9 protein-coding genes and 1 tRNA gene are annotated in these 20,841 nt (G+C 73.9%); 7 read left to right on the top strand and 3 right to left on the bottom strand.

Annotated features, from left to right (window positions below; genetic code table 11):
• Nucleotides 1-38: 38 nt before the first annotated feature.
• Entirely contained in the window at nt 39-3,245 is a 3,207-nt protein-coding gene (locus ACIBTV_RS24550) for a right-handed parallel beta-helix repeat-containing protein (RefSeq protein ID WP_396708458.1), read from the top strand.
• 153 nt (nt 3,246-3,398) lie between these two features.
• Here ACIBTV_RS24550 and ACIBTV_RS24545 read toward each other — a convergent pair whose 3' ends face one another.
• Together ACIBTV_RS24545 and ACIBTV_RS24540 are read right to left on the bottom strand one after the other, a co-directional pair.
• The gene (locus ACIBTV_RS24545; RefSeq protein WP_396708457.1) at nt 3,399-7,535 is read right to left on the bottom strand and encodes a CHAT domain-containing protein; all 4,137 of its coding nucleotides are present in this window, start codon (nt 7,533-7,535) and stop codon (nt 3,399-3,401) included.
• Nucleotides 7,536-7,956: 421 nt separating this feature from the next.
• Nucleotides 7,957-9,528, bottom strand: a complete 1,572-nt coding sequence (locus ACIBTV_RS24540) for a GDSL-type esterase/lipase family protein (RefSeq protein WP_396708455.1) — start codon at nt 9,526-9,528, stop codon at nt 7,957-7,959.
• 464 nt (nt 9,529-9,992) lie between these two features.
• Here ACIBTV_RS24540 and ACIBTV_RS24535 point away from each other — a divergent pair, with 464 nt between their 5' ends.
• Entirely contained in the window at nt 9,993-10,286 is a 294-nt protein-coding gene (locus ACIBTV_RS24535; RefSeq protein ID WP_396708453.1) for a hypothetical protein, read from the top strand.
• Here the strand turns inward: ACIBTV_RS24535 and ACIBTV_RS24530 are convergent.
• Nucleotides 10,268-10,351: transfer RNA gene (locus tag ACIBTV_RS24530), tRNA-Leu, on the bottom strand. The genes ACIBTV_RS24535 and ACIBTV_RS24530 overlap by 19 nt on opposite strands.
• A gap of 220 nt (nt 10,352-10,571) precedes the next feature.
• Here ACIBTV_RS24530 and ACIBTV_RS24525 point away from each other — a divergent pair.
• The 5 genes from ACIBTV_RS24525 to ACIBTV_RS24505 all read left to right on the top strand — a co-directional run bounded on the left by ACIBTV_RS24525 (nt 10,572) and on the right by ACIBTV_RS24505 (nt 20,789).
• Entirely contained in the window at nt 10,572-13,253 is a 2,682-nt protein-coding gene (locus ACIBTV_RS24525) for a tetratricopeptide repeat protein (RefSeq protein ID WP_396708451.1), read from the top strand.
• Nucleotides 13,254-13,406: 153 nt separating this feature from the next.
• Nucleotides 13,407-16,040 (top strand): fibronectin type III domain-containing protein, encoded by a 2,634-nt coding sequence (locus ACIBTV_RS24520; protein ID WP_396708449.1) that lies wholly within the window; start codon nt 13,407-13,409, stop codon nt 16,038-16,040.
• 26 nt (nt 16,041-16,066) lie between these two features.
• Nucleotides 16,067-17,062 carry an AAA family ATPase gene (locus tag ACIBTV_RS24515; protein ID WP_396708447.1) on the top strand — a complete coding sequence of 332 codons (996 nt, stop codon included), beginning with the start codon at nt 16,067-16,069 and terminating at the stop codon, nt 17,060-17,062.
• Between the two features lie 14 nt (nt 17,063-17,076).
• Nucleotides 17,077-18,360, top strand: coding sequence for a DUF58 domain-containing protein (locus ACIBTV_RS24510; protein ID WP_396708445.1), 1,284 nt, complete (start codon nt 17,077-17,079; stop codon nt 18,358-18,360).
• A complete protein-coding gene (locus ACIBTV_RS24505; protein ID WP_396708443.1) occupies nt 18,336-20,789 on the top strand; it encodes a transglutaminaseTgpA domain-containing protein in 2,454 nt (817 codons plus the stop codon). The genes ACIBTV_RS24510 and ACIBTV_RS24505 overlap by 25 nt, the downstream gene beginning before the upstream one ends.
• Nucleotides 20,790-20,841 lie beyond the last annotated feature (52 nt).

Here is a 20,841-nt window from a genome sequence, read left to right as displayed (position 1 = left end):
GCCCGTCTCTCGACCATCTCGCACGGAAGGGTCCTCGAGTGGAACATCGTGTGCTCACCGTCTCCGCAACCGCTCCCGACTCCTACCGCTCCATCGCGGCGGCGTTGCAGGCGGTACGGCCGGGTTGGATCATCAGCGTGCTGCCCGGCACCTATGCCGAGGCGCTGACCCTGCACGTGCCCTGCACCATCACCAGCGAGGAGGGGCCCGGCACGGTGGTGGTCACCGCGCCGGCCGGCAGCGTGGTCGTGCTGGAGGCCGGGGAGGTCACGCTGAGCGGGCTGACCCTCGCCGGCGCCGATCCCGACCTCGCGGCGATCGACGTCCCGGCGGGCCGCCTGCGCCTGCTGGAGTGCGAGATCCGCGCGCAGGCCGGCGCGGCGCTGTACGCGCGGGCGGGCGGCGACGTGACGGTGTCGTCGTGCCATGTCCGCAACACCGGCGGCGCGGGCATCATCGCCGTCGACCACTCCACCGTTCTGGTCGAGGACAGCACCCTCAGCCACGTGCGCACGTCGGCCACCGTGGCGCGCGGATCGGCGGCGGTGACGCTGCGCGACAGCACCGTGGCCGATGCGGGCGGCAACGGCATCTGCGGCATGGATCAGTCGCGCCTCACCGTCGAAAGGTGCACCGTGTCGCGGGCCGCGGGCCCGGCGATCGCCGTCGAGGGCGGCTGCGAGGCGGTCCTGCGGTCCGGCGCCGTCACCGACACCCGCGACACCGGCCTGCTGGTGACGGGTGGGGCCCGGCCGTTGGTGGACGACTGGAGGATCACCGACACGCAGGCCGCGGGCATCGTCGTCGACGGGGGCGCCGATCCGCGGGTCGTCTCCGTGGAGATCACCGCCGCCGGCACCCACGGCCTGGTCGTCACCGGCCAGGCGACCGGCACCTACCTCGATGTGAGCATCGCCGACAGCAACGCCGGAGTGGCCGTCGTCGGCGGCGCCGACCCGGTGTTCCAGCGGCTGGCGGTGACCGGCAGCCGCGGCCACGGCGTCGCCGTCTCCGGCGAGGCACGGGGGCGCTGGGAGGACTGCACGGTGTCGGACTCGCTCGGCGCCAATCTGTACACCGCCGGCGGCGGCGCGCCGCTGCTGCACCGGACCCGGCTGACCAAGGCCGGTGACACCGGTGTGGTCGCCGCCGAGCGCGGCGCGGGCGTGCTGCGGGAATGCTCCGTCGGCGAGTCGGCCCGGCACGGCGTGCTGGTGCAGGGCGACGGCGAGCTGACCCTGGAGGAGTGCACCGTGGCCTCCAACGGCGGCGGGGGCATCCTGGTCGAGGACGAGGGAACGGCCTGGATCACCCGGTGCGAGGTGTCCGGCAACACCGCCGACGGCATCCGGCTGGGACGGGTGCGCGCCTCGTCGGTGAAGGGCTGCTCGCTGCACCACAACGGCGGCAGCGGCCTGCTCCAGTCGGCCGGCGACGTCGACCTGGCGGTGGCCGACCTGGACAGCCACGACAACGCGGCCCCCGACCAGCGTGCCGAGGCGGCCGACCGGGCCACGAGCCCGGTGGCGGCCGAGCCCGACGAGCGGCCGTTGCCGACCGGGGAGTCGGTGCGGGCGGCGCCACCCCCCGCGCTGGAGGCGCTGCTGGCCGAACTGGACGGGCTGGTCGGCCTGGCCGGTGTGAAGCAGGAGGTCAACATGCTGGTCGACCTGCAACTGTTGGCCAAGCGGCGGACCGCGGTGGGGCTACCGCCACCGCCGATGAGCCGCCATCTGGTGTTCGCCGGCCCGCCCGGCACTGGCAAGACCACCATCGCCCGGCTGTACGGGCAGATCCTGCAGGCCCTGGGCACCCTGCGCAAAGGACACGTGGTCGAGGTGGCCCGCGCGGACCTGGTCGCCCAGGTCATCGGCGGTACGGCGATCAAGACGACCGAGAAGTTCGAGTCGGCGATGGGCGGGCTGCTGTTCATCGACGAGGCGTACGCGCTGACCGACGAGGGGGCCGGCACGGGGCCCTCGTTCGGGCAGGAGGCCATCGACACGCTGGTGAAGCTGATGGAGGACCACCGCGACGACATCGTCGTCGTGGCCGCGGGCTACTCGGCGCAGATGCGTGCGTTCCTGTCCTCCAACCCCGGCCTGGCCTCCCGCTTCACCAGGACCATCGAGTTCGAGAGCTACTCCGACAACGAGCTGGTCACCATCGTGGAGAGCCTGTGCCGGCGGCATCGCTACACCCTCGACTACGGCACCAGCCAGGCGCTGCGCCAGTTGTTCGCGCGCATCCCCCGGGACGCGAACTTCGGCAACGGCCGCACCGCCCGCAAGGTCTTCGAGGACGCGATCGGCCGACAGGCGCAACGGCTGTCGCGCGCCGAGGTGGCCTCCGCTCCGGACCTGACCCGGCTGCGCCCGGAGGACATCGGCCCCCCGCCGACCGGCGGCATCCGCCTCGGCGGCGCCGCCGAGCGCCCCGACCTGGCACAGCTGCGCGCGCGGCTCGACGCCATGGTCGGGCTGGCGGAGGTCAAGCGGGAGGTCAACGACACGATCAACCTGCTGGCGACCTCCCGCAAACGGGCGCAAGCCGGGTTGCCGGTGCCGTCACTGGGCCGTCACCTGGTCTTCTCGGGTGCGCCGGGCACCGGCAAGACCACCGTGGCGCGGCTCTACGGCCAGGTGCTGGCGGCGCTGGGGCTGCTGGCCATGGGGCAGATCGTCGAGGTCAGCCGGGCCGACCTAGTCGCCGAGTACGTGGGCCAGACCGCGCAGCGCACCAGGGAGGTGTTCGAGCGGGCCCGGGGCGGGGTGCTGTTCATCGACGAGGCGTACACGCTCGCGCCGGTGGAGCACCCCGGCGGCGACTTCGGCCGGGAGGCTGTCGACATGCTGGTGAAGCTGATGGAGGACCATCGCGACGACGTGGTGGTGATCGCCGCCGGGTACGAAGCGGAGATGGCGGCGTTCCTGCGGGCCTACCCCGGGCTGGCGTCGCGCTTCGCGCAGACCGTGCGCTTCGCCGACTACACACCCGCTGAGCTGGTCACCATCGTGGAGCAGCACGCGGCCACGTTGGGCTACGAACCGACCCTGGAGACGCGGGCCGCGCTGCTCAAGCACTTCACGGCGCTGCCGCCCGAGCGCGGGGCCGGCAACGGCCGCCTGGCCCGACAGGTGCTCGACAAGATGATCATGCGTCAGTCGGGGCGGCTCAGCAAGGTGACCGCGCCGTCCCGCGAGGACCTCGTCACGCTCCTGCCGCAGGACATCGGCCCGCGCTGACGCGTCGCCGCCTCCCCGCGCCCCGGGGAGGCGGCGACGGGGCGGTCAGGCTGTCGTCAGTGCGTGCAGCAGTCATAGACCGCCTGGTGGACAACGCGCGGCAGCAGACGCGGACGGCACCGCCCGCCGAGCGGCGCCGTCCACGAACGCCGTTCACCGCACGGCAAGCTCCCGGTATCGCGTGACGGCGGCCAGGTGCGCCTCCGTGGGCGCCGCGCCGTGCACCTGCTCGGCGATCGCCAGCGCCTCCCGCCACTGCCGGCGCGCCCGATCGGCCTGCCCCGCGTCGCGGGCCAACTCGGCCAGGCGGCCGTGCATCTCCGCCTGCGCCAGGGCAGCCCGCAGGTCCTGAGGATCCAGCGACACCACGCGCCGCCAGCTCGCCATCGCCTTCTTGAACATGGCGCGCGCCTCGGCCCGGTCGCCGCGATCACGCAGCCAGTCCCCCAGACGCCGTCGGCACTCGGCGAGGTCACGGTGCGGGCCACTATGGCGGGTAAGCCGGGCGACGAGGTCCTGAGCCACGTCGACGGCCTGCTCCAGCTGCCCGCGTACCTCCTCGGGCCGACCCTCGGCGACGGCGAGATCGGCCATCCGGTGCCACGCGGCGATCAGGTCGCGCTGCGCCTCGACGGCGGCCGGGTCGGCCTCGGCGAGCTGCTGCGCCACCGACAGCGCCTCGGTGAGGTGCGTGCCGGCCGCCCCGACATCCCCGGCGACCAGCGCCAGGTCACCGAGCCGCCGGCAGGCGGTGAGCCGCTTGCGATGCCACAGATGGTTGCCGCCGTCGGCCTCGGTCAGCTCGTCGGCGATCGCCGCGGCCTCCTCGGCCAGCCGCCGCACCAGTTCGGCGTCGCCGCCGGGCCGCAGCACGTCGGCCAGGGCGCCCACGACATCGAACAGGTCCTCGCGCAGCGCCACGTCGTCCGGGTCGAGCTCGACGGCGCGACGGCGCAGCACCAGCGCCTGTTCGAGCACCTGCCGCGCCTGCCCGACGTCGCCTTCGGCGTGGTGGACGGCGGCCAGCGCGGTCAGGCAGGCGCCGAGGTCCCGCTGGGCCGCGAGGTCGTCCGGGTCGGCGTCGGCCAGTCGGCACCGAATGTCCAACGACCGTTGCACCAGGTCGCGCGCCTGGTCCACGGCCGCGTCGTCGAGCGCCAGGCGGGCCAGCTTCTCATAGCTGAGCGCGAGGTTGGCGTCGAACGTCGCGTTGCCCGGCTCGGCCTGCGACAGGCTCAGGTCGATGTCCAGCGCCCGCTCGTACAGCGCCCGCGCCTCGCCGGTGCGCCCGAGCCGCAGCAGCAGCCGCCCCTGCCCGTCCAGTGCCGCGCTGAGCGCGACCTGGGCCGCGGCGTCTCGGCGCGGAGCCTCGGCCAGCCGTGCGGTCAGGTCGACGAGCTCCTGCCCCTTCTCCGCGGCGGCGGCCGTCCGGCCCGCGGCCGCCAGGGCGTCGCGCTCCCGGCTGAGCAGGCCGGCGTAGGCGGGGTGGTCGTCGGGCAGCACCGACATGACGGCGCTCAGCAGCCCGGCGACGTTCTGTGCCCCGTCGATGGTCGGCAGCACCGCATCGGTCAGCGCGGCCAGCGCGTCGAACCGGCCGGCGGCGCGCAGGTGACGTACGGTCTCCAGCAGGACACCCAGCGTGCCGCGACCGCTGTCGACGATGTGCCCGCACATGGCCGCCGCTCGGCGGTGCCGGTCGGTGCGGCGCGGGCCGTGCAGGTCGTCCAGCGCCACGCGCAGCCAGGCCTGCATCAGCACGCTCTCCGGCGTGCCGGTGAGCAGGGTGAGGTCACGCAGCCGGTCGAGGTGCGCACCGGTGGCCTTCCGGTCCTCCGCCGACGGCGGTCCGTCGTGCATGGCGAGGGCCAGATCGTCGTACGACACGGGAAGCCACATGACCGCCGCCTGCAGCAGCGTCTCCCGCTCCGCGATCGTGAGCGACTCCAGCAGTTCCGCCAGGCGCATGTCCCGGCCGGCCAGCGCGATCGCCTGACCGGCCGCCTCCTCGGCGTCCGGGGCGTCGGCGGCCGAGCGGGCCAGCGCCAGCCCTTCCCGCTTGGCCAGCCCGCGCAGCCGCTCGGTGACCTCCGGCAGCCGCGCCTTGCCCTTCTTGCCCCGCAGCAGCGCGTCGGCGAACTCCAGCAGACGCGGGTGCCCCCCGACGGCCTGCAACACCAGACCGTCGTCGTCGAGCTCGCGCAGCGCGGGCAGCCGCAGCACCAGCCGCATCATCTCGGCATCGCTGAGCACCGGCACCTCGACCCGCAGCAGCGGCACCTCACGCGGGACCGGGTACCGCCCGCTGACGAAGATCTTGCCCCGGGACGCCGCGCGGCACAGCGCCACGAACACCTCGCCGAACACGGCGTCCACGAAGTCGGTGCCGTCGCCGGTGAGGTTGTGCTCGAAGTCGTCGAAGTGGATGAGCAGACGCCGCGCCCGCAGCACCTCAGACAGCGCGATCCAGGCGGCGTCCGGTTCGGCCAGGCCCGCCAGGCCGGCACCCGCGGGGGTCGCCGCCACGTCGGCGAGCAGCCGCTGCGGGTCCCAAACACCGGAATGCACCACGATCGACCACGGGTCGTGGATGTCGTCGCGCAGCCGGGTCAGCACCCGGCCGGCCACGGCGGTCTTGCCGATCCCGGCGACGCCCGTGAGCATGACCCCGTTGACCAGTGACGACGTTCCGTCAGGAGCGATCTGGTCCCGCAGCACGGCCGACACCGTGCGCAGCAGCGCGCGCCGGCCAACCAGGTCGCCCAGCAGGAGATCACGAGCGCCCGCCCCGGCGGGCAGCTCGGTCGGGTTGCTCAGCGGCTCGGGCGCGGCATCCGGATCCCACAGGGGGCCGTCAGTGGCGGCGACCAGCGCCGCGACCGCGTACTCCGGCGGCCAGTACTCGTCGGAGTCCTGCGCCTCCCGAAACATCGCCGCTCGCGCGCGGCCCAGCGCGGCGGCGACCGAGACGTTCTCCTCGACCAGGGCCCGGTAGACGCGAGTGATCAACCCGGTGGCGTAGCGGTCGGAGATCTCGGTCTGCATCGCGATGACGCGGGCGGCACCGTGCTTCACCAGCGTCATCGCCAGGCCGGTGTCGGCGTCGGCGGCGCCGTGGCAACTCGACAGCACGATCAGCGGCACCGGCCGCCCGCCACGGCGCAGCACCCGCACCAGATCCTCGGCCTGCACGTCAACGGCGTTGCCGTCCGCGTCCTCCAACTCCACGCCGTGCGGCGAACCGTGCGCGGACAGGTGCAGCACGTGGTACGCGTCGCGGCGCAGCGCCTCGGCGATCTCGTCCAGGCCGGCGACCTCCAGGATCGTCACCTCCGCCCGCCCGAACGCGCCGACCTCCTCGACGATCGCCTGCATCTCGGCCTCGATGTCCAACGGCGTGTTGTCGGTGTGCTCCGGCGCGCCGACCGCGGCGAGGATCTTGAGCGGCCCCGGCGCGGGCGGCAGGACCTGCGGCGCGACCCCCACCACCGTGCGGGTCACGGTCACCCCGTCGACCGCGGCCAGCACCTGCTGGTCGGCGAGCCGGATCAGCTCGAACGGCAGCTCGTGAGCCGCGCTGTCGGCGTCGACGACCACGTCGAGGGCCGCGCCGTCGACGGCCTTGGTCACCAGGGTCGTCAGGTCGTCGAGCGTGTCCGGGTCGAACAGCGCGGCCGACAGCCGCAGCCCCAGCTGTGCCAGCCGCGCCTCGGCGTCCGGGTGCTCGAGCAGGGTCCACACCTCGTCCCGGCCGAACGGCAGCGGCTCGTCCCGCTCGCACAACACGGTTCCCGCCAGCGTCGCGGTGCACCGCAGGCGGCCGTCGGCGACGGCGACCTCGAGGCGCAGTTCGTGCCGGGGCGCCTGGCCGTCGGTGCCGCACCGCTCACGCAGATCGGCGGCCAGAGCGGCGACGCCGCGCGGGCCCAGTGACCTCAGCCGGTAGATCGGCCCGGGGTGCTCGACGAGGAAGTCGGGCAGGTCGTGCAGGGTATGCGCGGGAAGCACGACGGGCAGCACCGCGGTGGCGGCCGCGTCGCCGGCCTCCACCAGATCCTTGATCGCCCGCGGAACGTGCCACAGGTGCTCCTCGTCGGCGGACGCGACGTCGCGATACCGCGGCGATCCGACGAGCACCACCGCACCCGCCGATCCGATGTCCGCGACGGCGCCGGAGCTCGGCAGCAGGTGCGCGTCCACACCGGACGCCCGCAGCATGATCCACAGATCCCGGACGGCGCTGCTGTGGGCAGCGCCGTCCGGCGCGTGCGAGATGAGAACTCGAGACATCGGATCGTGACTGCTCGTTTGTGCCATGGGGACCCCTAACGACCTTCGGCTGCCCGTGATACCGGGGCCTGCGCCCAAAAGGACTTACGGATCCGGCGGCGTTCGGTTCAATCGACTCAGGAGTACGCGACGTCGCACTACTCGGTGCCACCTCGGCGGGCACCGAGCGAGTCATGGGAGCCGACACCTCCATCAGAGGACGAGCGGATCAAGCGCCTACCCACGATGTGATGATGGCAGTGCGGGCATGCCACTTCGAACGATCAACAAGGCCTAGAAGGCATCGATGATTTTCGAAATTGGTCATGCCCGCCCTGCATCTCCCCACACGGGCACATCTACACCAACCAACTCAAGCCGGAAACGCGCCACGACTTGGCCGGGTCCCTGGGGTTCATTCGGCTCCTGGAACCGCCTGGGGTCACCGGTTCGTCACCACCGCGGCGAAGATGTGCAGTGTCGGCAGACCGGCCTGCACCGGCGCACCGCCGGCGACTGGCAGACGTACGCCCGTCAGGGCCTTTCCGGATGCGAGTGGCACCTGCGCGCTGAATACCGCGCTCGGTGCGTCGTATCGGACGTTGCCCTGCCGGTTCTGGTAGCTCGCGACCACCGCCACGGTGGCCTCGGTGGTGGCGGACACGAACCAATCCGGCGAGTCCAGCCGGTACGTCTGGGTCGTCCCGTCGCTGTAGTGAATCGTGCCGGTGCCGGAGACTCCGCCGTAGCTGGCCGAGTAGAGGAACGCCAACGTGTTCCCCGAGCCCGGCACCGTGATCAGCTGGCCGGTGGCGATGGCGTTGTCCGGCTGGCCCGTTCCGGCGGTCGCCGGCCAGGTCAACGAGACACCGCCGGTCGTCACGCTGCCACCCGGCACGGCACCGCCGGCCGCGAGTGCCTGCCCGGAGAAGCTCGCGCCGCCTCCGTCGAAGTTGCCCGGGCCGGTGTTGGTGTCGCTGGTAACCCCAATGTTGTTGAAGGCCTCGGCGAGGGTGGTCGGCGCCTCCGGGATGGCGGGTCCGAACAGCCCGAGCGCGACCGCGTTAGCCATCGCCGCCATGCCGGCGTTGTTGGGGTGCAGGTGGTCGCCGGCATCGTAGGCGGGCAGGAACCGGGTGGGCGCCGCCGGGTCGTGGGTGGCCCGGTCAAAGTCGATCACCGCGTCGCAACCGGAACCAGCGCTTCGTACGAAGGCGTTGTACTCGCTGCGAGCGACCTCCCTGGCGGGACGCCAGTGCTCGTTGCCCTCGAACGGCGTAAGGGTCGCGCAGAAGAAGCTGACCCCGGCGGCGTGCGCCCGGTCGATCAGCTGGCGAAGGCCACCGATGAGCTGCTCCCCGGTCGGTTCCCGGCCGCTGGCGAGGTCGTTGATGGGGTTGTCGGCGAAGATGACCCACCTGACGCCCGAGCGGCTCAGTACGTCGCGGTCGAAGCGGTCGAGGGCGCTCTGGCCGATGCCGACGCCCAGGAGTTGGTTGCCGGCAACCCCTTCATTCGCAACCCCGACAGTACGCCCCGAGGCGTTCAACCTGGTCGCCAGCAAGTTGGTGTACCGCTGGTTCGCGTTGCCCGAGGAGTTGTGCCCCTCGGTGATCGAAGCGCCGAACGCCACCAACGTTCCGGTTGCCGCGATGTTCAGCACGTCAAGGTCGGAGATGATGATGTACCGCCAGATGGTCTCCCGCACCGCAATATCGGCTGCGCCGGCGACGTCGCCGTCCGCGAGGTAGTTCTCCTGGAACGAAAAGTCGTGGGTGGACACGCCCTGCGCGCGCTCGGGCAGGTAGAAGCTGATGACGACGTCCGACTCTGCCCGCACGGGGAACGGGACGGGGTCGCTGATCACTTCCCCATGGGCCGGGATGGTCACCGAGGTCTGCCCGCCGAAGGTCACGCTGCGATCGGTCGAGGTCACGATCGACGCGCCTGAGGCGCGCTCCGCCAGGTGGAAATCGGACAGCGTCAACGGCTGCTCGCTGAAGGCGTTGCTCAACCGGATCCGCGCCGCGGTGCCGGAAATGCTGGTGCGGACAATCTGCCGGACGGTCGTACTGGCCGGATAGTCGCCTCGCGCATTGTGGTGTGCCGTTGACCAGGTGCTGGTCCACCCATCCGCCGCCGTCGCGTGGACCGGCGCGGCCTGGGCCGGGACACCGGCAGCGGTGGCGAGTAGAGCGGCCAGTGCGGGACCGACAAGCCATCTTGTTGCTCTCATGTCTATCTACAACGGACGTCGGTCCGTATAGTTCGATGACTGTGAATCAGCTCTACTCATGCACTCCTATGTGAACGCCGCTGGCGGGATCGCGTTATAGAACCACGAGGTTCACGGTGCTGATCCATCACGATGAGCAGAGCCCTCGCCGAGACGATCACCAAACTGCCCGAGCTGCACAGGTCACCCACGTGGGACCGCGGCAAGGAGAGCCGCAGCTCAAGCGATCATCACCGCGTGCGATGCCAAGCTGGATCGCGCAGACCCAGACCGAACGCGCCCGCGCGGAAACCGAACTACCCACTATCGCGGGCACCGCCCCGCGCCGGATGAGCCAGGTAGAGATCACAGCCCTGGTGACCGCGCTCGGCGACATCACCACCGTGCTCCGTTACGCCGACCCAGCCGATAAGGCCGAGGTCTACCGGCAACTCGGACTCCGACTGAACTACCAGCCCGAAATGCAAACGGTGCGCGCTGAAGTGGATCTCAGCGCACACCGTGGGGCAATCGTTTGTGTCCGAGGGGGGACTTGAACCCCCACGCCCTATACGGGCACTAGCACCTCAAGCTAGCGCGTCTGCCATTCCGCCACCCGGACTGGGTGTGTTCAGCCTACCTCGCCGACTCCGGTGATCTCCACACCGTGAGCCGGCCCGGCGGGCCGCACGGGGAGTTACTGTACACGGCCGAGGTGGATCATGCACATCGCGCTCCCCCGCCCCAGGATCCTCGCTGGTTTGGCTGCTCAGACCGGACGTACCGCCCATCGGGGCGGGTCCGGGTAGCGTTCGCCGGGGTCCACCCGGCAGCATGACCACGTGTCCCACCCCTCCCCGCTGGCCGCCGCCGCGCACCGGGCCCTCGCCCTGCGCGACGCGGGCGATCTGAGCGCTGCCCGTGAGCTGCTGGCCGAGGCCGTCGGGGCCGCCCGTCCGACGTACGGCGAGGACCACCCGGACGTCCTCAACACCGCTCACCTGCTGTCCCGGTTCCACCGCGAGGCCGACGACCCGATGGCCGCCCGCCGGGTGCTGGAGGAGGCGTACGCGGCCGGGGAGCGCCGCTGGGACCCGTCCGACCCGCTGATGCTGGCCATCTCCTACGACCTTGCCGGCGTCGCTGAGGAGCTCGGCAATCGGCACGAGGCCCGCCGCAACTATGCCCGCGTCGCCGACGCCGGGCCCGCCGTGCTCGGCGAGGACCATCCGGCGGTACGCATCGCGCGCCGCTACCTCGGCCACCCCGACCCGGTGCCCGCAGCGACTGCCGCCGGTCCCGTCGCTCCGGACCAGGGGGCGATGGCGGCGCTGTCCGGACCGACGATGGCGTTCGCGACGTTGCCGCCGATCCGGCGACCGGCCCGACCGACGCCGCCGCCCGTCGCGGCCCCGTCCGGGCTTCCCTCCGCGGCACCGCCCGCTCCGTCATCCGCCGCTTCCCCTGCGCCCGCCCCCGCGGTGGCGCCCCGACCTGCACCTGTGGCTCCCCCCGCGCCCGTTCCTGCGGGGCCGCTCGGGCCAACGCCCATGGCTCCGCCCGCCCAGCCACCGTCGGCTCACTTCGTGCCCACACCCACGGCGTCGGCCAACCCATCGGCCGGGCAACGAGGGAATGCCGCGCCCCCGCCTGGGGCGCCCGTCTCGGCCTGGGCCGGGTCGCCCGGCGCTGCCGCTCCGGTCCCCTCGGCGCCGGCATCCCCCTGGGCCCCGCCGCAACCTCCTGCGTCCTGGACGGCCGACCCGGCGACCACCGCCCCGCCGCAGCCGTCAGCGCCCGCCACTCCCACACCGCTGGCTCGGCCGTCCGCTGCCCCGGCAGCGCCTCCCGCCTCGCCCGCGCCGCCAGCTTCGCACGTACCCGGTCCCCCGGCACCGTCTCCGACGCCGCAGGCACCGGGCTGGGACAACCCGACGGTGCAGGTCCAGCAGATCGGGCCGCTGTTGGAGGAGGAGATCGCGCGGGCCAGAGCAGGCGCCCCCGGCCACGGAGAGGCGGCCGGCGGAGAGCCGGCGGCGGCGGGATCCCCGCTGGGCACCGGCACGGGACCGCAGGTCGGCCCCGCTGCGCACCTCGGCCCGGTGAGCACGCCATCCGGTCCGGCGGCAGCCGCGACACCGTCACGCGAGGCCCCGACCAACCTGCCGTACAGCAACCCGACGCCGGTGTCGGTGCCGCCGTACCCGACGCAGCAGGTCAGTGCCCCACCCGCACCTCCGATGCCAGTCTCGGCGCCGCCGGGCCAGCCCGGGTACGGCCCGGCACAGCCGATCTCGGCCCCACCCGGCCAGCCCGGGCACGGTCCGGCTCAGCCGGTGTCCGCGCCGCCCGGGTACGGCTCGGCTCAGCCGCACCCGGTGTCGGCGCCGCCGATCAGTGCGCCGCCCGGTTACTTCCCGCCGGTCAGCGGTCCGCCCGGGCAGCCGGTGAGCGGCCCGCCGGGCTACCCGCAGCAGGTGAGCGCTCCGCCGGTGAGCGCTCCTCCGTGGGGCATGACCGCCCCGGCGTGGGCAGCGACGGCCCCGCCGCAGCCGCTGCCCACTCCGGACACGGCCGAGGCCAAGCCAGCTGAGGACGTTGCACCCGACGCGGACGAGTTGGACCAGGGGCTGGTCTCCTGGCCCGATCAGCCCGCGACGGATACGCCCGGGCGGCAAACGTTCGACGCGCGCGGCAGGTCCGAGCCGGTAACGCCCGGGTACGTCGCTCCTGGCATGACGTCCGTTGGCGAGGCCGCGCCCAGCACAGTCGCCCCGGTCGCGTCGGCACACCCGAACACTGCGGCACCCGTCGCCCATCCTGCGTCGAGCACGATGGCGCACACCCCGACGGCTCCAGCGAACCCGAACCCATCGCTCGCCCCGGGACACCACACCAACGCCGGTCAGTCCCACCCGGCCCCGGCCCACTACGACACCGTTCCGAGCCAGCCGCACCCCGCCGCGGGGCAGGCGGTCACCTACCCGCCGGTGGAGCCGTACCGGCCGCCCGCTCCGTCCGCCTACCCGGGGCAGATGGCGCCGTCGCCCGCGTACCCCCTGATGGAGGAGCCGGCGTCGCGCGGCCGGAGCCGGGCGGCGGTGGCCGTGGCGGTGACGGCGATCGGGGTGGCGGTCGCGGCGGTGGCCGGGGTCGGTGCGCTGGTGTTGAGCCGCGACGGTACGCCGGCGGCGGGTCCGGGGTCCTCGCCGGTGCCGGCGGGGCCGACGGCGAGCGGCCCACCTCCGGGTGATCTGGAGCTGCGGGACGACTCGGCGACGATCACGCTGTCGTGGACGGATCCGTCGGGTGGGACGGTGCCGTTCATGGTGGCCGGTGGGCGGACCGGTAAGGCGCTGGGTGTGATGGCCACCGTGGATCCGGGGCAGACGAGCTACACGGTCAACGGGTTGAGCGCCCGGGTGGACTACTGCTTCACGGTGTTGGCGGTCTGGTCGACGGACACGTTCGCCACCTCGGGGCAGGTGTGCACCGATCGTGAGCGGCGCACTCCGTCGGGCTGACCTGCGCGTCCATCGCGGACACGCTGGGTGTCCACAGCCGGACGGTACGGGTTCCCCCCGCGCGGCGCGGGCCCCTATGATGGCACCCGGCTCAGGGGAGGGGTCGCCGGCAGGGCGCGCCACCTGCCACGACGACACGGGAGGCAGCCGGTTGTGGCCACCATCGATGATGCCGTGAGCACCGGGCCCGACAATCCCCGTCCCCGTTCGCGGCGGCTGCGGGGTGGGCTGGTCACGATCGGCACGGTGACCGCGCTGCTCGCCGCGATGGGTCTGACCGTGTTGGGTCTGGGCGCGGCGGACAACGCGGTGGCCAGCTACGACGCGAGTTCGTGGCTGTGGAGCGCGGTGCGCGGTGAGCTGGCCCGGGTCAACGGGGTCACCGCGCGGGTGGACACCCGCACGGAGGTGCCGGGCGCGCGTCGGCACCCGATGCAGGTCACCCAGACCGACCGGCTGCTGGTGCTGCGGGACCTGAACACCGGTCAGGTCAGCTCCCTGGACCTGGCGACGTTGCAGATCACGGCGACCACGCGGACCACCCCCGGGTTGGGGGTGAACGTGGCGTTGCATGAGGACGCGGCGTTCGTGGTCGACGCGGTGCAGGGTGTGGTGCGCCAGCTCGACCCGCGGTCGCTGTCGCCGGTGGGTGAGCCGATCCGCTATCCCCCGGGCATCACCGGCGGGTCGTTCGACGGCACGGGCCGGCTGTGGATCGCGGTGCCCAGCGAGGGCACCGTCTCGGCGATCACCGCCGCGGCGCTGCCGGCCAAGCCCGCCTCACCGGGCACCGCGGGCGGGTTGAGCCCGAAGCAGGTGGAGACGTACGACGTGGCGCAGCCCAGCCACGAGTTGGTGGTGTCCACCCTGGATGACGGGGTGGCGGTGCTGGACCGCACGGCCGGTGCGCTGGTGACGGTGCAGCAGGGCACGGTGCGCCCGACGAAGCTGACGATGGCCTCACCGGGTGCGCTTCCGGCGCGTACGAGCGGGCCGAAGGTGCCGGTGACGCTGCCCGGTGAGCGGCGGGTGCTGGTGGTCGGTGAGGCCGGCGGTGAGGAGCGCGCGTTCGCGGTGCCGGGCACCGGTGACCGGTTGAGCCCGGCGGTGGCGTGGGCGGGCCGGTTCTACTGCGCCGACGAGGCGACGGGAGCCCTCTACGCGTTCGACGCGGACGGCACGCTCGTCGACACGGTCAAGGGGAAGGCGACCGGGCCGCTGGAGCTGGAGGTGCGGGAGAACCACCTGTTCATCAACGCCCCGGACTCGTCGACCGCCCGGGTGGTGGACGACAAGCACCAGGTGCGTGAGGTGAACAAGTACGCCAACGACGTGCTCGGTGGTGACCCGCCGCCGGTGGCTCCGCCGCCGCCCCCGCCGAAGAGGCCTCGCGTGGGTAAGCCGAGCGCGCCGCGCAGCGTGACGGCCGCGGCCGGCAACGCGCAGGCGCGGGTGAGCTGGCGGCCGGCGGCCGCGAACGGCGCGGAGATCACCAAGTACGTGGTGGAGGGCGCCGGCCAGAAGCGTGAGGTGGGCGCGAACCAGCGGGCCGTGGAGATCACGGGCCTGACCAACGGGGAGACGTACCGGTTCTCGGTGCACGCGGTCAACGCCAAGGGCGCGGGGCCGTCGCGGACCAGTAACCCGGTGACGCCGACGGCGGCGGTGCCGGACCCGCCGGCGAGCGTCACCGCGCAGGAGCGCCCTGACGGGACGGTGCTGGTGCGGTGGCCCGCGGCGAACGGGCAGGGCAACACGATCGCCAAGTACGCGGTGACGGCGACGTCGGCGGGCACGAACGCCCCGGTGGGTGAGTCGCCGAAGACGGAGCTGGTGGTGCCGGCCGGTGAGCTGGAGTACGGCACCCAGTACGCGTTCACGGTGGTGTCGGTCAACGACAAGGGCGCGGGCTCGGCGGCCTCCCCGGTGAGCAACACGGTGGTGCCGTTCGCGGCGCCGGGTCGGCCGGCCGAGCTGCGGGCGAGCACGGTGGCCAACCAGCCGGGCACGGTGGCGGTGCAGTGGGCGCCGGCCGAGCCGAACGGGCGCCCGGTCACCACATACCAGGTGGAGGTGGGTGGGCGCACCAGCGAGGTGACCGACACCCGCACGACGCTGACCGGCCTGGGCAACGGCCAGAACGTGACCGTGAAGGTGAAGGCGGTCAACGAGGCCGGGGCGGGCCCGGAGGCCACCGCCACCGCGCGGACGGTCGCGGAGCCGCGGGTGACGGTGACCGGGTCGTCGGCGACGGCGACCGCGGCGACGGTGACGTTCACCGTGGACGCCGGCGGCGGGCAGGCCACCTGCACGCTGACCACGCCCGGTGAGCCGGCGAAGAGCGGCGCGTGTTCCAGCATCACGATGAGCGGGTTGACGCCGGGCACGGCGTACACGTTCACGGTGACCGCCAGCAACGCCGCCGGCAAGGGCACCGTCACCCGCGCGCAGAGCACCGACGCGCTCTACGGCATCGCGACCTGCCACAACGGCGCCGAGGGCGAGACCGCCACCTACTGCGACAAGGACGTGAGCGGCCGCAACGGCAACGAGATCTTCTCGGTGACCCGGCAGGACAACGACCGGCAGGTCGGCTGGGCGAAGCCCGGCACCCGGCTCAAGGCGTACTGCAAGAAGTCCGGTGACGAGGTGTACGCCTACATCTACAACAACGACAAGCGCAGCACCTGGTGGGTGCAGGTCGAGTACGACGGGAAGAACTACATTCCCTGGGCCTGGCTGAACCTGGAGGGCGGCGACAACATCAACGTCCTGCCCACCTGCTGAACCACCCAGGCAAGGAGCACCACCACGTGAACACCCACGAGCCGCTCACCCAGCCGGAGGTGCAGGGCTTCGCCGCGCTGGCCGCCCGGCTGGCCGAGAACGTCAACTCGGTCGTGCTCGGCAAGCCGGAGGTCGTCCGGTTGGCGCTCACCGCGCTGTTCGCCCAGGGTCACGTGCTGTTGGAGGATGTGCCGGGCGTGGGGAAGACCACCCTCGCCCGGGCCATCGCCGCGACCGTGAAGGGCAAGTGGCGGCGCATCCAGTTCACCCCGGACCTGCTGCCCTCCGACGTGTCCGGGGTGACCATCTTCAACCAGGCCACCCGCGGCTTCGAGTTCCACCCCGGGCCGGTGTTCGCCAACATCGTCATCGCCGACGAGATCAACCGGGCCTCCCCGAAGACCCAGTCGGCGCTGCTGGAGGTGATGGAGGAGCGCACGGTCACCGTGGACGGCGTCCGGCACCCGGTGCCGCAGCCGTTCCTCGTGGTCGCCACGCAGAACCCGGTGGAGATGGACGGCACCTACCGGCTGCCGGAGGCGCAGCTCGACCGGTTCCTGGTGAAGCTGTCCGTCGGCTACCCCGACGAGGCCGTCGAGGTGGAGGTGCTGCGCGGCGCCACCGTCCGCTCCCCCGAGGCGCTGACCGCGATCACCGACACCGCCACCGTCGGGGAGATGGTGAAGATGGCCCGCCGGGTGCACATCGCCGAGCCGCTCTACGCGTACGCGGTGCGTCTGGCAGCCGCCACCCGCAGCCACCCGCAGGTCCGCGTCGGGGTCAGCCCCCGCGGGGTGATCGCGTTGACCCGCGCGGCGTGCGCGTACGCGCTCATCGACGGGCGGGGCTGGATCATGCCGGAGGACCTGAAGGCCCTCGCCGAGCCGGTCTTCGCGCACCGGCTGCTGCTCAGCCCCGACGCGCAGGTGCGCGGGGTGACCGCCGCCGAGGTGCTGCGCCAGGCGGTCGCGTCGGTGCCGGTGCCGCTGCCGTCGGGGCAGCCCGCCCCGGTGCAGGGCTGACCGGCCGCACCGCCGTGGGGATCACCGCCCGGGGTGTCGGGCTGCTCGCCGCCGCCGTGCTGCTGCTCGGGGTGGGTATCCGCTACGCGTACCCGGAGTTGGCGCTGCTCGGCGCGGCGGCGGCCACCGCCGTCGGCTACGCCGCCGTGGTCGCGGCGTGGCGGCCCCGCCTGGCCGTCACCCGGCACGCCGACCCGGACCGCGTCGGTCGCGGCGAGCCGGCCAGCATGAGCCTGACCGTGCGCAACACCGCCCGGCTGCGGGCGGCGAACCTGCTCGCCGAGGACCGCTGCGCCGAGCGGGCCGTGCCGGTGCCCCTGCTGCGGCTGCGCCCCGGCACCGACACGACCGTCCGCTACGACGTGCCGACCCGCCGACGCGGGGTGGTGCGGGTCGGGCCGCTGCGGGTGACCCGCCGCGACCCGCTGGGCCTGGTGTCGCTGTCGCGCTCCTACGGGGCGACCGTGCCGGTGTGGGTGTACCCGCGCGTGCATGCGATGGCCGCGGTGCCGACCGGCGCGGGGCGCAGCCTGGACGGGCGGGTCGACGCGGTGGCGCACGGGTCGATCACCTTCGACTCGCTGCGGGAGTACGTGGTCGGCGACGAGCTGCGCCGGGTGCACTGGCGCACCAGCGCGCGGGTGGGTGAGCTGATGGTGCGGGAGAATGTGGACACCAGCCTGCCCCGGATCGTGGTGCTGCTCGACAACCGGGCCTCCGCGCACCCGGACCGCCGCGACGGGGTGGCCGCGTCGTTCGAGTCGGCGTGTGAGGCGGCCGCGTCGGTGCTGACCGCCGCGCACCGGGCGGACCTGCCGGCGCACCTGCTGATGACCGTCCCCGACACTCTGACGGCGAGCACCGACGATGGCGACGCCGGCCCGGCCGGGCGCGGCGCGGCGGCGCGCACGTGGGCGGTGCTGCGCGGTCGGCGGCGGGCCGACACCGACGACACCGCCGGCCCGGACACCACCACCGGTCCGGGCGGGCCGCTGGACCGGCTCGCCGCCGTGGACCTCGTCGACGGCGCACCGGTCGACGACGAGGACCCGCTGCGGGCGGCCGCGGCCCGGCTGCGCCGCGACCGGCTCGGCGACACCCTCGTCGTGCTCACCGGCCCCGGCGGGCGCGACGACCTCGGACACGTCGGCGCGCTGCGCGGCGCGTACCCGTCGGTGGTGGTCGGGGTGTTCGGCGCGACCGAACCGACGCCGCCGGGCACCGCGGGCCTGGTGGTCATCGACGCGGCAGACGGCGCGGAGTTCGCCGCCGAGTGGGACGGGGTCCGCCGGTGGTGACCGTCCGCGACGCCCGACCCGCCCCTATGGACGACGCCGCCCCCGACCCGGGTGCCCGTCCCGGCCGGGCCGCCGCCGTGCTGCGGGCCCTGCCGGTGCCCCTCGCGCTGGTCACGATGACCGCGCTGGCCGGGGTGGTGCTCGGCCGCGTCTACGCCGGGCCGCTGCTGCCGCAACTGGTAGCCGGCGCGGCCGCCGGCGCGGTGCTGGTCAGCGTCGCCGCCCGACGCCTGCCGTCCTGGCTGGTCGCCCCCCTGTCGGTGCTGGCCATGGCCGGCTACACCGCCTGGTCGCTGCGGATCGCCGCCACCCACGCCGCCCTGCCCGGCAGCCTCGCCGAGGTCGCCGGGGACGCCGCCCGCAACGGCATCCCCCGCCTGCTCACCGCGATGATCCCCGTCGAACCGGCCCCCGACACCGTGCTGGTGCCGCTGGTGGCCGCCTGGCTGGCCGGGTTGACCGGGACCGAGGTCGCGGTCCGCGCCGGCCGGGTCCTCGCCGGCTACCTGCCACCGGCGCTGCTCTACGCGGGCACCCTCTACGTCGTCGGCCCCAACGCCGGACCCGCGCTGTGGCCCACGGTCGCGTTCGTCGCCGCCGCGGCGCTGGGCCTGGCCGCCTCCAACCGGCCCGCCCGCGGCGGCGGCGACCCGGTCGCCGGGCTGGCCCCCCGCGTCCGGGTCGCGGTGCGGGCCCGCCTCGCCGCCGGCGCGACGGTCGGCGTCGCCGTCGTCGTCGCGCTGGTGGCGCTGCTCGGGCCGGCGATCGTCGGACGGGTCGACGGGCGGCCGGTGGACCCCCGCCGCTACGTCGAGCCCCCGCAGGTGGAGACCCTCGACGAGAACCCGCTGATCCGCATCTCCGGATGGGCGCTGCACCCGGAACAGCAGCTCCTGCAGGTGACGACACAGCGCGACGGCGCCGCTCCGACCGCGCCCGCCGACCCGTCGGCGGAACCGTCGGGTGATCCCGGCGACGAGACCAGTGACGGTGACCCGGCCGACGGCAACGCCGTGCGGATCCGGCTGGCGGTGCTCAGCGACTACGACGGCGTCACCTGGCGGGTCGGCGCCACCTACCGCAACGCCGGGCGGATCCTGCCCACCACCGACCCGGCCCGCGACAGCACCGTGGAGACCGTCCGGCAGGACATCACCGTCGCCGAACTGACCGGGCGGCTGCTGCCCGCCGTCGCCACCCCCCGCGAGGTCAGCGGCGCACGGGTCGCGTATGACCCGGCCACCGGAACCCTGATCCGACCCGAAGGGCTCACCCCCGGGTTGCGGTACACGGTCACCTCGGCGCGGGAGAAGCCGGACGCCAACCTCCTCGCCACCGCAAACGTGCCCGCCGGCGAGGCGGTGGCCCGGGTGCTGCGCGTCGCCGACGGGGCGCCCGAGCCGCTGACCCGGCTGGCCGCCCAACTCGCCGAGGACAACGGCGCCCCGTACGCGCGCGCCGCCGCCATCGAACAGTTCCTCGCCGAGCACTACCGGGTGGTCGCCGACGCGCCCAGCGGCCACGCCTACCCGAACCTCGCCTTCTTCCTCTTCGGCCCTCGTAACGGCGGCGGGCAGCGCGGCACGTCCGAGCAGTTCGCCGCCGCGTTCGCGGTGCTGGGCCGGCTGACCGGGCTGCCGACGCGGGTGGTGGTCGGGTTCCGGTCCAGCGGGGACGGCCCGGTGCGCGCCGGTGACGCGTACGCCTGGCCGGAGGTGCTCTTCGACGGCCTGGGCTGGGTGCCGTTCGACCCGATGCCCCGCCCCGACCGGGAGCCCCGCCCGGTGGAGGAGGACTTCCGGCCGAAGCCGGAGGACCCGCCCCCGTCGGAAGCGCCGGCGCCCACCCTGGAGCCGACCGCGTCCCCCGAGCCGGCGGCCGACGCGACCGGACCGGACACCGACGGCGGCCTGTCGACGCCGGTGCTCGTCGGCGGCGGCACGGGTGGCCTGCTGCTGCTGGTCGGGGCGGTGCTGCTGACCCTGCTGGCGATGCGCCGCTCGCTGACCCGCGCCCGCCTCGGGCGGGGCGACCCCGGCGAGCGCATCGCCGGCGCCTGGCGGGAGGTCACCGACGCGCTGCGCCTGGCCGGCCACCCGGCCGGCACCGACCTGGCCGCCACCGAGGTCGCCCGGCACGCCCGCCGCGCCGTCACGCCGCCCGGGGCCGACGATTCGAGCGGTGACCCGCCCGCCGGTGGCCAACCCGACGGTCGCGAGGCAGGTCGCGGCGGCGCGCCGGACGCCGTGCAGGACCTGGCCGACCTGCTGAACCAGGTCACGTTCGCGCCCGGCACCGCCACCGTCGCGCAAGCCGACCGGGCCGTCGGGGCCGCCACCGCCTACGTGACGGCCCTGCGCGCCACTCGTTCCCGGTGGCGCCGCCTGCTCTGGTCCGTCCACCCCGGGCCGCTCCGCTGGCCCCGCTGACCGGGCACGACGCCGGGGCTCGGCCTCGCGGACGCCGTCGGCGGCAACCGGG

Source organism: Micromonospora sp. NPDC049366 (assembly GCF_044466625.1).
GTDB lineage: Bacteria > Actinomycetota > Actinomycetes > Mycobacteriales > Micromonosporaceae > Micromonospora.
This window is presented reverse-complemented; position numbering and strand designations above follow the sequence as displayed.

What these genes read in the sequence shown, in the direction of transcription:
- ACIBTV_RS24545 (WP_396708457.1), bottom strand. Translation starts at nt 7,535, where the DNA reads ATGTCTCGAGTTCTCATCTCGCACGCGCCGGACGGCGCTGCCCACAGC.
- ACIBTV_RS24535 (WP_396708453.1), top strand. Translation starts at nt 9,993, where the DNA reads ATGCCAAGCTGGATCGCGCAGACCCAGACCGAACGCGCCCGCGCGGAA.